The organism is Streptomyces sp. NPDC104381 (genome assembly GCF_055583745.1).
On the sequence record NZ_JBVJNK010000009.1, the window covers coordinates 128858 to 141347 of the forward strand.

The 12490-nt window shown below is 70.6% G+C and carries 13 protein-coding genes; 3 read left to right on the forward strand and 10 right to left on the reverse strand.

Translation table 11 applies throughout. From position 1 onward, the window contains the following. Nucleotides 1–21 precede the first annotated feature (21 nt). Nucleotides 22–810 carry a S16 family serine protease gene (locus ACZ607_RS29550; protein ID WP_124276208.1) on the forward strand — a complete coding sequence of 263 codons (789 nt, stop codon included), beginning with the start codon at nucleotides 22–24 and terminating at the stop codon, nucleotides 808–810. Here ACZ607_RS29550 and ACZ607_RS29555 read toward each other — a convergent pair. The 8 genes from ACZ607_RS29555 to ACZ607_RS29590 form a co-directional block, all read right to left on the reverse strand. Further along, on the reverse strand, nucleotides 740–2095 hold the full coding sequence (locus ACZ607_RS29555) for an MFS transporter (RefSeq protein WP_469739627.1): 1356 nt from the start codon (nucleotides 2093–2095) through the stop codon (nucleotides 740–742). The two genes, ACZ607_RS29550 and ACZ607_RS29555, sit on opposite strands and share 71 nt — an antisense overlap. Before the next feature lie 2 nt (nucleotides 2096–2097). Further along, entirely contained in the window at nucleotides 2098–2280 is a 183-nt protein-coding gene (locus ACZ607_RS29560; protein WP_469739630.1) for a hypothetical protein, read from the reverse strand. Nucleotides 2281–2294: 14 nt separating this feature from the next. Then, complete coding sequence (locus tag ACZ607_RS29565; RefSeq protein WP_469739633.1) at nucleotides 2295–2909, reverse strand: ArsR/SmtB family transcription factor; 615 nt, start codon at nucleotides 2907–2909, stop codon at nucleotides 2295–2297. Nucleotides 2910–3052: 143 nt separating this feature from the next. Beyond that, nucleotides 3053–4021 (reverse strand): glycine betaine ABC transporter substrate-binding protein, encoded by a 969-nt coding sequence (locus ACZ607_RS29570; protein WP_469739635.1) that lies wholly within the window; start codon nucleotides 4019–4021, stop codon nucleotides 3053–3055. After that, the gene (locus tag ACZ607_RS29575; protein ID WP_469739637.1) at nucleotides 4018–4869 is read right to left on the reverse strand and encodes an ABC transporter permease; all 852 of its coding nucleotides are present in this window, start codon (nucleotides 4867–4869) and stop codon (nucleotides 4018–4020) included. Before ACZ607_RS29575 ends, ACZ607_RS29570 begins: the two co-directional genes overlap by 4 nt. Beyond that, nucleotides 4866–6134 (reverse strand): ABC transporter ATP-binding protein, encoded by a 1269-nt coding sequence (locus ACZ607_RS29580; protein ID WP_469739639.1) that lies wholly within the window; start codon nucleotides 6132–6134, stop codon nucleotides 4866–4868. Before ACZ607_RS29580 ends, ACZ607_RS29575 begins: the two co-directional genes overlap by 4 nt. Next, nucleotides 6127–6774: an ABC transporter permease gene (locus ACZ607_RS29585; RefSeq protein WP_382984144.1), complete on the reverse strand. Its 648-nt coding sequence runs from the start codon at nucleotides 6772–6774 to the stop codon at nucleotides 6127–6129. Before ACZ607_RS29585 ends, ACZ607_RS29580 begins: the two co-directional genes overlap by 8 nt. 16 nt (nucleotides 6775–6790) lie before the next feature. Next, nucleotides 6791–7264, reverse strand: coding sequence for an Lrp/AsnC family transcriptional regulator (locus ACZ607_RS29590; protein WP_469739642.1), 474 nt, complete (start codon nucleotides 7262–7264; stop codon nucleotides 6791–6793). Nucleotides 7265–7386: 122 nt separating this feature from the next. On the opposite strand from ACZ607_RS29590, the gene hppD reads away from it, so the two are divergent. Further along, a complete protein-coding gene (hppD, locus tag ACZ607_RS29595) occupies nucleotides 7387–8532 on the forward strand; it encodes a 4-hydroxyphenylpyruvate dioxygenase (RefSeq protein WP_469739644.1) in 1146 nt (381 codons plus the stop codon). Nucleotides 8533–8613: 81 nt separating this feature from the next. On the opposite strand, the gene ACZ607_RS29600 is transcribed toward hppD, so the two are convergent. Continuing rightward, nucleotides 8614–10329: a tetratricopeptide repeat protein gene (locus tag ACZ607_RS29600; protein ID WP_469739646.1), complete on the reverse strand. Its 1716-nt coding sequence runs from the start codon at nucleotides 10327–10329 to the stop codon at nucleotides 8614–8616. A gap of 97 nt (nucleotides 10330–10426) precedes the next feature. Between ACZ607_RS29600 and ACZ607_RS29605 the strand changes: the two genes are divergently transcribed. Further along, on the forward strand, nucleotides 10427–11794 hold the full coding sequence (locus ACZ607_RS29605; RefSeq protein ID WP_469739647.1) for an FAD-binding oxidoreductase: 1368 nt from the start codon (nucleotides 10427–10429) through the stop codon (nucleotides 11792–11794). A 17-nt stretch (nucleotides 11795–11811) separates the two neighbouring features. On the opposite strand, the gene ACZ607_RS29610 is transcribed toward ACZ607_RS29605, so the two are convergent. Continuing rightward, nucleotides 11812–12294, reverse strand: coding sequence for an SsgA family sporulation/cell division regulator (locus tag ACZ607_RS29610; RefSeq protein ID WP_469739648.1), 483 nt, complete (start codon nucleotides 12292–12294; stop codon nucleotides 11812–11814). Nucleotides 12295–12490: the final 196 nt, after the last annotated feature.

Genomic DNA, 12490 nt, shown 5'->3' on the forward strand with positions numbered 1-12490 from the left:
TACGGCGGATAGATTGGACGGGTGGCCATTCGTTTCTCCCGCCCCCGCGCCCTCGCCCTCTGTGCGCTGCCCGTCCTCGCCCTGTTCGGTACGGCCGCCTTCGCGCCCCTGCCGTTCACGGTGGCCCAGCCCGGCACCACCGCCGACGTCCTGGGCAAGGACAAGGGGACACCGGTCATCACGATCAAGGGTGCGCCGACCCACCCCACCGACGGCAAGCTGCTGATGACCACCATCCTCGCCACCGCGCCGACCGCCGACATCGGCGTCGGGGACGTGGTGGACAGCTGGTTCAGGACGGACCGTGCGGTCATGCCGCGCGACTCCGTCTACCCGACCGGCGACTCCGAGAAGGAGATCGAGCAGCACAACCTCCAGGACATGAAGGAGTCGCAGAACGTCGCCGTCGACGCGGCCCTGAACTACCTGGACATGAAGCCCGGTTCGGTGGACGTCACCCTCCACCTCGCCGACGTCGGCGGTCCGAGCGCGGGCCTCTTCTTCTCGCTCGGCATCATCGACAAGCTCTCCGACGACGGCTCCGGGGGCGGACTGACCGGCGGCCGCACCATCGCCGGCACGGGCACGATCGAGGCCGACGGTACGGTCGGCGCGGTCGGCGGGGTCTCCCTCAAGACACAGGCCGCCCGGCGCGACGGCGCGACCGTCTTCCTGGTGCCGAAGGCCGAGTGCAAGCAGGCGAAGGCAGAGCGGCCCGAGGGCCTGCGGCTGGTCGCCGTCACGACACTGAGGAGCGCGGTGTCCTCGCTGCGGGCCCTGGATCAGGGGGGCTCGGTTCCGGGCTGCTGACCTGCGGTTCCGGGGCCTCCATGGTGCGCCAGGACGGGAAGACCAGCGGGCTCAGCGTCGCCAGGAAGTACACCCCGCCCATCGCCAGCAGCGCCCCCGTCGCGCCCAGGCCCTCGGCCAGCAGACCCGCGGCCAGCCCGCCCACCGGCATGGCGAGCTCACAGCCCGCCGTGAGGGCGCCCGAGACCCTGCTGCGCAGCTCCTCGGGGACACGTTCGTACGTCACCGTCGTCAGGATCGGGTTGAGCATGCCGCCCGCGATCCCGCCCAGCGCCATCGTGACCGCGAGCGGCAGCGTGGTCCCGGTCAGGGCGGCGACCACGAACCTCGGCGCGCCGCACAGCACCACGCACACCGTGAACACCGTCCGCCGCGAGAAGCGGTGCCCCACCGCCCCGTACAGCAGGGCGCCGGTCAGTCCGCCCGCGCCGAACAGCGCGGTGAGCAGCCCCAGGTCGGTGGCCCCGCCCAGCTCGGCCTCGGCGTGCACGGGCAGCAGGACGGCGTACCAGCCCTGGTCGGTGCCGTTCATGAACATCACCATCAGGACCACGGCGAGCAGCAGCCGGTTGCCCAGTAGAAAGGTGTACCCCTCCCGCAGCTCGGTGCCGTAGCGGCGCAGCGACACGGGGGCCGCGGTCCTGTCCGGCTCGGCCGAGCGGACCCCTCGTACGCCCGCCGCGACCAGCAGGGCGGACAGCCCGAACGTGGCGGCGTCCAGCAGGAGTACGGTCTCGGCGCCCGTGAAGGCGATCAGCACGCCGGCCAGCGCCGCGCCGACCATCCGGGCGCCCCGCGACACGGCGTCGAAGAGGCTGGCGGCGCGGGCGAGGGTGGTGCCCGCGTGCTCGGCGAGGTCGGGGACCAGGACGTAGCGCGCGGTGTTGCCGGGCGTGTGGGACAGCCCGTTCAGCGCCATCAGCGCGCACAGCATCCAGAAGTGGAGCACTCCCGCCTGGTGCAGCAGCGGTACGGCCGCGACCGCGGCGCCGCAGACCGTGTCGGAGGCGACGGAGACCCGGCGCCGCCCGACGCGGTCGATGAGGGGGCCGCCGACCAGCGCGGCGACGACGATCGGCAGGGTCGCGCAGAAGGCGACGACCCCGGCCCGGCCGGCGCTCCCGGTGGTCTCCAGGACGAACCACGGTACGCCGATGAGGGTGAGCGAAGTGCCCGCCGTGGAGATCGAGTTGGCCGCCAGGACGGAGGCCAGCGGAGTGCGGCTCCGCTGGCGTTCCGGGTGTTGCGGGCGTTCCGGGTGTTGCGCCTGTTTCCCCCCGTCCATCGTCAGACCGCCCGTGCGGCGCGTGCGGGAGCCGGCCGGCTCTGTGCCATCCGCAGGCCCAGCTCGATCATGGTCCACCCCATCCGCTGGCGCAGGCGGGGGCGTACGGGGCGGAACTCGGCCGCCGTGTCGTGGAGTTCGGCGGCGCGGTAGGTGTGCAGCAGGAAGTGGATGTCGCTGTGCATGGCGGTGAACCCCCTCAGTCGGTGGGACGCGGGAACATGTGCACGTGGGTGCGGATGATGGCCGAGCCCTCGGCGTCGTCGGGAACGCGGCCCCGGTAGCTGTTCACCAGCTCCTGCATCTTCTCCGCGAGTTCCACGGAGAGCTCAGGGGTGAGCCGCAGCTTGAAGTCGCTGAGGTCGAAGGTGCGGCGCCACTCCTCGGGCCACTCGTGCATGGTCCCGAGCCAGGTGTTCAGCTCCTGGGCGTGCGTGCCGGCGATCTCGTGGAGCACGACCCCCACAGCACCGCGCACCTCGGCGTCCGGGTGTTCCAGGAAGGCGCTGGTGTTGAAGGTGGTGCCCATGTGGACGGCCCTCCACCACCGCTCACGCCCCTTGCCGCGCTCCGGGTCGTCCTCGACGAAGCCGTACGTCGCGAGCTGGCGCAGGTGGTAGCTGGTCGCCCCGCTGGACTCGCCGAGCCGCTCGGCGAGTCCCGAGGCGGTGGCGGGGCCGAACTCCCGGAGGGCGTTCAGCAGCCGGATGCGCAGGGGGTGGGCGAGCCCGCGCAGGGTGCGGGCGTTGACCTGGTGCATGGTCGGGTCGTCGGCGTACGGGGTCGGCCGGTTCTCGGACTCGTTCGGTGGCATGCCATGACCATAAAGTTGCAAAGACTGCTTTGCAACAGATTTTTTGCAACGACTTCTTTGTAAGTCTTCCGGAGGTACGCGAAGGCCCCTGGAAGCCCCCCGGGGGGGCTTCCAGGGGCCTTCGGAGGCCTGGTCCGGTCCTCTCAGCCCTCCGTGATGAATCCTTCCTTCACCAGCCAGTCCTTCGCGACCTCGTGCGGGTCCTGGCCGTCCACGTCCACCTTGGAGTTCAGCTCCTGCGCGAGCGGCGTCGTCAGCTTCTCGGTGATCGGCGCCAGCAGCTCGGCGATCTCCGGGTACTTCTCGAGGGTCGCCGTGTGGATGGCGGGGGCGGCGTTGTAGTTCGGGAAGAACTGCTTGTCGTCCTCCAGGACGTCCAGGTTCATCGCCTTGATCCGGCCGTCGGTGGTGTACACCTCGCCCAGCAGGCAGCCCCCCGAGTTCACCTGGGTGTAGATGATCCCCGCGTCCATCTTCTTGATGTTCGAGGCCGGCAGCTTCATCCCGTAGTGCTTCTGCATGCCGGGCAGCCCGTCGTCACGCGAGGCGAACTCGTTCTCCACGCAGACCGTCACGGCCTTCGGGTCCTTCTTCGCGAGCGCCGCCACGTCCGAGAGGTTCTTCAGCTTGTACTTGGCGTTGTTCTTCTTGCTGATGGCCAGGGCGTACGTGTTGTCGAGGGTGGCCGGATCCAGCCAGGTCACGCCCTTGCCCAGATCCTCCTCCCGCACGGCCTTCCACTGCTTGTGCGGGTCGACGATCGGCTTCGCGTGACCCAGATAGGTGATCCACGCCGTACCCGTGTAGTCGTACAGCGCGTCGGCCTCGCCCTTGACGACGGCCTCGCGCGCGCTGATCGACCCGGGCAGGTTCGTGCGGTCCAGGACCTCGGCGCCGGCCGCCTTGAAGACCAGGCCCATGATCTGCCCGAGGATGATGTTCTCGCTGAAGTTCTTCGAGGTCACCGTCAGGGACGCGCCCTTGAGCGGCTGCCCCTTCCCGATGGACCCCGGTTCCACCTCGTCCACCAGCGGTGATCCGCTCTTCAGCCCGCACCCCGTGAGGAGGAGGGCGAGCGCGGCCGCCGATGCCAGGCCCGTACGTACCCTCACGCTTCCTCCAGTCCGCGCGGCGTCAGCCACAGTTCGACCAGCGACGCCAGCCAGTCCACGAGCAGTGCCAGCACCACCGTCAGTACGGAACCGAGCACCAGCACGGGCATGCGCTGGGTCTGGATCCCGGAGGTGATGAGGTCGCCGAGGCCGCCGCCGCCGCCGAAGGTGGCGAGGGTCGCCGTGCCGACGTTCAGCACCAGGGCAGTACGGACGCCTGCCAGGATCAGCGGGACGGCGAGCGGCAGTTCGACCCTGGTGAGGGTGCCCACGGCCGACATGCCGATGCCCTTGGAGGCCTCCACGAGCGTCGGCTCGATCGCGTTCAGGCCGGCCACGGTGTTGGAGAGCACGGGCAGGACGGCGTAGATCACCATGCCGGTGATGGCCGTCGACGGGCCGATGCCCAGCCAGATCACCAGCAGCGCCAGCAGCCCGATCGCGGGCGTCGCCTGACCGATGTTCGCCAGGGCCGTGACCCAGGGGGCGGCCTTCTTGAGGCCGCGCCGGGTCAGCGCGATACCGACGGGGAGCGCGATGATCAGCACCCAGAAGGTGGAGATCGCGGTCAGCCTGACGTGCTGCCACCAGCGGACCTGCACGTTGTCGCCGGCCAGTGAGTTCTCCGCGATCGAGTCGAGGTCGACGTTGGAGATCCACAGGTAGGTCACCGCGAGCACGACCGCGCAGACGGCCGGCACCAGCACGAGCTTCTTCCAGGTGATACGGCGCGAGGGCGTGGACGCCGGCGTGGGCTCGGCCTCCTCGTCACGGAAGGCCTTGCCGCCCACGTCGTGCTCCCCGGGCGGCCGTTCCCCCTTGGGGGGAGCCTGATGACTGGGGCTCACAGTCCGCCGTCACCCCCTTCCAGCTCCTGCTCCGTACGGTGGGAGCGCAGCTCCTCCAGATCGTGCTCGTGCTCCATCGCGGCGAGGCGGTCCGCCTCCAGGAGCTCCTGCACGGAGTTCATCAGGGTCTGCATGTCGACGACGCCGATGAACTCGCCGCGCCGCCCCGTCACCGCGACCCGCCCGCCGCTATCGGTCAGGACCGCCTCCAGCGCGTCGTGGAGCGTGGCGTCCCGCGTCACCGTGTCGTGCACCAGCTGGCCGGCCCTGGCGAGCGAACCCTTGGCCCGCATCAGGTCGCCGCGCCGCAGCCACTTGTACGGACGGTTGCGGCGGTCCAGCATCAGCAGCTCGTTGTGCTGACCGTCCCGCAGCTTGTTGAAGATCGACTGGAGCGGGTCCTCGACGGTCACCGTGGGGAACTCGGCGATGCCCACGTCCCGTACACGGGTGAGGTTGAGCCGCTTCAGGGCCGCGCCCGCCCCCACGAAGCCGGAGACGAAGTCGTCCGTCGGGTTGGTGAGGATGGCCTCGGGGGTGTCGAACTGCGCGATGTGCGAACGCTCCCGCAGCACCGCGATCCGGTCGCCCAGCTTGATGGCCTCGTCGAAGTCGTGGGTGACGAAGACGATCGTCTTGTGCAGCTCGTGCTGGAGGCGGATCAGCTCGTCCTGGAGGTGATCGCGGGTGATCGGGTCGACGGCCCCGAACGGCTCGTCCATCAGCAGCACCGGCGGGTCGGCGGCCAGGGCCCGCGCCACGCCCACACGCTGCTGCTGGCCGCCGGAGAGCTGACGCGGGTAGCGCCCGTGGAACTCCCGGGGGTCGAGACCCACCAGGTCGAGCATCTCCTCGACCCGGTCCTTCACCCCCGACTTCGACCAGCCCGTCATCTTCGGCACGAGCGCGATGTTCTCCGCGACCGTCATGTGCGGGAAGAGACCGGAGGACTGGATGGCGTAACCGATCTTGCGGCGCAGCTTCACCGGGTCCATGTCGGTGACGTCCTCGTCACCGATCCTGATCCGCCCGGACGTGGGCTCGATCAGCCGGTTGATCATCTTCAGCGTGGTGGACTTCCCGCAGCCCGAGGGGCCCACGAGGATCACGGTCTCACCGGCCTTGATGTCCATGGACACGTCCTCCACGGCCGGGGCCGGGCTGCCGGGGTAGGACTTGGTGAGGTTCTCCAGCTTGATCGTCGCGCCCGAGGTGGGCGGGCGGGGCGGGGCCGACTCCGTCGACGCGGCGGTGGTCTCAGGCACGGATCCCCCTAGGGATGGTGAGCCGCCCGAGAAGCACGTACGCGGCGTCGAAGAGCAGGGCGAGAATGACGATGCCGATCGTGCCGGCGAGGACCTGGTTGATGGCGTTGGCGCTTCCGAGTGAGGCGAGGCCCCGGAAGATCTCGTTTCCGAGTCCGGGGCCCGAGGCGTAGGCGGCGATGGCGGCGATGCCCATCAGCATCTGGGTGGAGACCCGGATGCCGGTGAGGATCGGCGGCCATGCGAGGGGCAGTTCGACTTTCAGCAGCCGACGGGTCCGGGACATGCCGATACCCTTCGCCGCGTCGACGAGCGCGGGGTCGACCCCGCGCAGCCCGACGATGCAGTTACGGACGATGGGCAGCAGCCCGTACAGGGTCAGGATGATCACGGTGGGCGGGACCCCGAGACCCACGAGGGGGATCAGCAGACCGATCGCGGCGAGCGACGGGATGGTCAGGATCGCCGAGGTCGACGTGATCGCGAGGGATCCGCCCCAGCCGCTGCGGTAGCTGATCACACCGATCAGGACGCCGAGCAGCGTGGCGATGACCATGCACTGGAAGACGGCGCTGGCGTGCTGATACGTGTCGGTGAGCAGTTGCTGGTGGCGGGTGCCCACATACTCCCAGAAGTTCACATGGTGCTCCGTAGGCTCAGTCGATGTCCTCTGCAGCCTGCTCGATCAGCGGGATAATACGCAGGGGCACCGGATTTTCCATGACGATCGCCGTGGAGGCCCGGACGATGCCATCAAAGCCGAGGACCAGGTCGATCACCCGCTGGAGATCGGCGTTGGAGCGGGCGACGAGCCGGCAGAGCATGTCCCCCTGACCGGTCGTCGTGTGCAGTTCGAGTACCTCGGGCACGCTGCTCAAATGAGCCCGTACGTCGGCACCTTGGCCCTGCTTGATCTCCAGGGTGGCGAACGCGGTGACCGGGTAGCCGAGCGCCACCGGGTCCACGTCCGGTCCGAAGCCGCGGATGACGCCATTGGACTGAAGACGGTCGAGGCGCGCCTGGACCGTCCCGCGCGCCACCCCCAGCCGCCGCGACGCCTCCAGCACACCGATCCGGGGCTCGCGGGCCAGCAGCACGATGAGCCGGCCGTCCAGTCGATCGATCGCCATGATCCGCCTCCCGATGGTCAGCCTGTACAGACAGCCCGCCCATCCTGGCGGCCGGGTGGACAGATTGACCAGGGGTTCCGCGAACTGTTGCGCACCTTGCGGAGCGGCGGGAACCTTCGGACATGACTGAGACTGTGCACACCACCCCCGACACCGCCCGGCAGGCCGATCCCTTCCCGGTCAAGGGAATGGACGCGGTGGTCTTCGCGGTGGGCAACGCCAAGCAGGCGGCGCACTACTACTCGACCGCCTTCGGCATGAAGCTCGTCGCCTACTCCGGACCGGAGAACGGCAGCCGCGAGACCGCGAGTTACGTCCTGACCAACGGCTCCGCCCGCTTCGTCCTCACCTCCGTCATCAAGGCGTCCTCCGAATGGGGCACCTTCCTGGCCGACCACGTGCACGCCCACGGCGACGGCGTGGTCGACCTCGCGATCGAGGTGCCCGACGCCCGCGCGGCCTACGCGTACGCCGTCGAGCACGGCGCGCGGGGCATCACCGAGCCGTACGAGGTCAAGGACGAGCACGGCACGGTCGTCCTGGCCGCCATCGCCACGTACGGCAAGACCCGCCACACGCTGGTCGAGCGCGGGGGCTACGACGGTCCCTACCTCCCCGGCTACACGGCCGCCGCCCCGATCGTGGAGCCGCCGGCCAAGCGCACCTTCCAGGCCGTCGACCACTGCGTCGGCAACGTCGAGCTCGGCCGGATGAACGAGTGGGTGGCCTTCTACAACAAGGTCATGGGCTTCACCAACATGAAGGAGTTCGTCGGCGACGACATCGCCACCGAGTACTCCGCCCTCATGTCGAAGGTCGTCGCCGACGGCACGCTCAAGGTCAAGTTCCCCATCAACGAGCCGGCGATCGCGAAGAAGAAGTCGCAGATCGACGAGTACCTGGAGTTCTACGGCGGCGCGGGCGTCCAGCACATCGCGCTCGCCACCAACGACATCGTCTCGTCCGTACGGGCCATGCGGGCCGCCGGTGTGCAGTTCCTGGACACCCCGGACTCGTACTACGACACGCTGGGGGAGTGGGCGGGCGAGACCCGCGTGCCCGTGGAGACGCTGCGCGAGCTGAAGATCCTCGTCGACCGTGACGAGGACGGCTACCTGCTGCAGATCTTCACCAAGCCGGTCCAGGACCGCCCGACGGTCTTCTTCGAGATGATCGAGCGGCACGGCTCGATGGGCTTCGGCAAGGGCAACTTCAAGGCCCTGTTCGAGGCGATCGAGCGCGAGCAGGAGAAGCGCGGCAACCTGTAGTCACCACGGCTGCGGCCACCTGTGGTCACCACAGCTGAGGGGCCCCTTCCCGGCCGGGAAAGGGGCCCCTCACGCATGCGGTCACGAGGACGCGGTGGCCGCTCCGGGCTTCGCGGGCGGAGCCGCGGAGGCGCCCTGCCCCGAAGAGCCCCCCGAACCCGCGAGCCCTCCCCGTCCCGTGGACGCCGAAGGCTCCGGTGCCGAGCCCGCCCCCTGCTCCCGGCGGGACTCCTTCTCGTCGTCCTTGCCGGTGTCCTTGCCGGTCTCCTTGTCCGGACCCCGTGAGGCCTCCGGCGACGGGGCGGCCTCCTCGGCGGGCTCCGGACCCGACGGCTGCACGGCTTCCGGGCCGCCCGCCGCCGGCTCACCCAGCGCGTCCAGGGCCTCCCTCGCCAGCGGGGCGGCCAGCGGCGAGAAGTACGGGTTCGTGCGCAGGGCCTCCTCCAGATGGCCGCGCGCCGGACCGTCCTGGCCGAGGGCGCTCTCGATCGCCCCCAGGTGATAGGCGTACGAGGCGTCCCGCACGCCCGTCTCCACCGCCCGCTCCGCGTACTGCATGCCCTCCTCGCTGCGCCCCGCCCGGTGCAGCGCCCAGGCCAGGGTGTCCGACACCGCCGCGCTGCGCCGCTGCGCCGCCCACTGGGTGCGCATCAGCTCCACCGCCGCCTCCGGGTCACCGTGGTCGGCCTCGAAGCGCGCCTCGGTCAGGGACTCGTCGACCCCGGCCGTCCTCGCCCGCGTCAGCATCTCGCGGAGAGCCGTGTACTGGGTGCGGGCATCGCCGTCGAGGCCCAGCGACTCGTACAGCTCGCCCAGTTCGAGCACGTACTCGGGGCGGGGGAGCTTCGACGTCACCGTCCGGTACTCCGCCAGCGCCTCGTCCGTACGGTCCAGGGCCGCCAGGGCGCGCGCCCGGCCCGCCAGTGACGGGAGGTGGCCGCGGTCGGTGCGCAGGGCGGCGTCGTACTGCGCGAGGGCCTCCGCCGGCTCGCCGCGCTCGGCGGCCAGGTCCCCGAGGCGGTGCAGGGCCACCGCCTTCGCGGCCGGGGCGCCGGCGAGGTCCGCGGCCTCCTGGGCGGTGGCCAGGGCGTCCTCGCGCCAGCCCTGGTTGCGGTACATCTCGGACGTCCTGGCCAGGGCGGGGGCGCCCTTGCGCAGGGTGCCGAACTTCTCCGTGGCCTTGGCCGCCGCCGCGTACTCCCCGAGGCCGTTGTACGCGTCGATCAGCACCGGGTACGCCGTCCACTCCTTCGGCTGCCGCGAGCGGACCGTCTCCCCCCACTTCTTCCCGGCGAGGAAATCGTTCCGGGCGTTGGCGAGCGCCCCGAGTCCCACCCAGGCCCGCACGTTCCCGCGCTCACCGGGCTGCGCGGCCAGCGACCGCTGGAGTGCCTGCTCGGCCCGGGTGTAGTACGCCGAGTCCGCCGCCCGGCGCCCCCACTCCACGTACGCCGTGCCGAGCACCGCCCAGGACGGGGCGTCCGCGGGGTGGGTCTCCACCCACTTCTGCCGGTCGCCGATGAGGGCGGTCAGGTCGGACAGGGAGGCGGGGGAGCCGGCCGCCACCGCGGTCTCGGCCCGTGCCACGGGACCCTGCGCGGGCGGCGCGGCGTCCCCCTCGTCGTCCGGTACGGCGATCACCGCGCCGGCCACGAGCACGGCTCCGGCCACCGCGCCGAACGCCGCCCTGCGCAGCGTGGTGTGCATCGGAGGGGGAGGCGGCGGGACGGACGTCGCACCCTGGGGCGGCAGGGGGGAGGGGGTCGGCTCCGGGTTCTGCTGCGGCTTGGCATCCATGGCCATCACTCTGCGTCAGTACGAAGATCGCATCGCGCTCCACGAAGGGTGACGCAGACGGGTTCACACCATTGGCCCCGGGTGCCACGCTTGGATCATGGACGCTCTCCTCGAACGACTGCGCGCGGGTCTCCCGGCCGAGGCACTGATCACGGACCCGGACATCACCGCCTCGTACGCCCACGACATGGCGAGCTTCTGCGACGCGGGTTCCCCCGCCGTCGTGGTGCTCCCGCGCACGGTCGAGGAGGTCCAGCACGTCATGAGGACCGCCACCGCCCTGCGGGTCCCCGTCGTCCCCCAGGGCGCGCGGACCGGACTGTCGGGCGCCGCCAACGCCTCCGACGGCTGCATCGTGCTCTCCCTGGTGAAGATGGACCGGATCCTGGAGATCAGCCCGGTCGACCGGATCGCGGTCGTCGAGCCCGGCGTCGTCAACGCCACGCTGTCCCGCGCCGTCAACGAGCACGGGCTGTACTACCCGCCGGACCCCTCCAGCTGGGAGATGTGCACGATCGGCGGCAACATCGGCACCGCGTCCGGCGGCCTGTGCTGTGTGAAGTACGGCGTCACCGCCGAGTACGTCCTGGGCCTGGAGGTCGTCCTGGCCGACGGGCGGCTGCTGAACACCGGTCGGCGCACCGCGAAGGGCGTCGCGGGCTACGACCTCACCCGGCTCTTCGTCGGTTCGGAGGGCAGCCTCGGTATCGTCGTCAAGGCGGTGCTCGCGCTGCGGCCCCAGCCGCCGCGGCAGCTGGTGCTCGCCGCCGAGTTCGCGTCGGCGGCGGCGGCCTGTGACGCGGTGTGCCGGATCATGGAGCGCGGGCACACGCCGTCACTCCTCGAACTGATGGACCGTACGACGGTGCACGCCGTCAACGGGATGGCGTCCATGGGCCTCCCCGAGACCACCGAGGCGCTGCTGCTCTGTGCGTTCGACACGCCGGACCCGGCGGCCGACCTCGCCGCCGTCGGTGAGCTGTGCACGGCGGCCGGCGCCACCGAGGTCGTGCCCGCCGAGGACGTCGCCGAGTCCGAACTCCTGCTGCAGGCCCGCCGGCTGTCCCTGCCCGCCCTGGAGACCGTCAGGTCCGCCACGATGATCGACGACGTGTGCGTGCCGCGCTCGAAGCTCGGCGCGATGATCGAGGGGACCGCGGCCGTCGCCGAGAAGTTCGGGCTGACCATCGGTGTCTGCGCCCACGCGGGCGACGGCAACACCCACCCGGTCGTCTGCTTCGACCACACCGACGCCGACGAGTCCCGCAGGGCCCGCGAGTCCTTCGACGAGATCATGGCGCTCGGTCTCGAACTGGGCGGCACCATCACCGGTGAACACGGCGTCGGCGTACTGAAGAAGGAGTGGCTCGCCCGTGAACTGGGCGAGGTGGGCGTCGAGGTGCAGCGCGGCATCAAGGCCGCCTTCGACCCGCTGGGGCTCCTCAACCCCGGCAAGCTGTTCTGACGCCCGCGCGCCACCGCTCAGGCCTCCCCGTCCTGCGTCTCGTCCGGGGACTGGGACCAGGGGTCGCCCAGCCACAGGTCGTCGGCCGGCAGCGGGGTGAGCAGCTCGGCGAGGGCCGCGTCCAGGCCGAGCAGCGGGCTCTCGGTCCCCGGGGGCACCACCCGCAGGGTGCGCTCCACCCAGGCGGCCACCGCGGCCGACGGCACCTCGAGGAGGGCGTTGCCGTCGGGCGAGGTGAGCGCGACGCAGATGACGCCCCGGTCCTCGACCTTGGTCGGCCAGATCCGTACGTCCCCGTGCCCGCACGGCCGGAACACGCCCTCCACCAGCAGCTCACGGGCGAACGTCCAGTGCACCGGCGACTCGGAGCCGATGTGGAACGTGATGTGCACGGCGTACGGGTCGTCGGTGAAGTAGGAGAGCCGGGCGGGCACGGGCACGGACCGCTCGGGGGAGAGGACCAGCTTCACTTCCAGCTCGCGTTCCACGGCGTTCTGCATGGGGGTGCACGACCTTCCGTTACGTGTAGGGGCCGGTCCCTCGACCGGTCCGCAGAAGGAGAGAGCGCCCTCCTGGCCATCCATGACGCGACTTCCCAGAAAAACTTCCCCGGACCCTGAAAGTGGTCCAAACGGCAGGACAGGCCCGGGGGTGCTCGGAGGTCTGATAGATGTGGACCCTTGTATTGAGGACTCG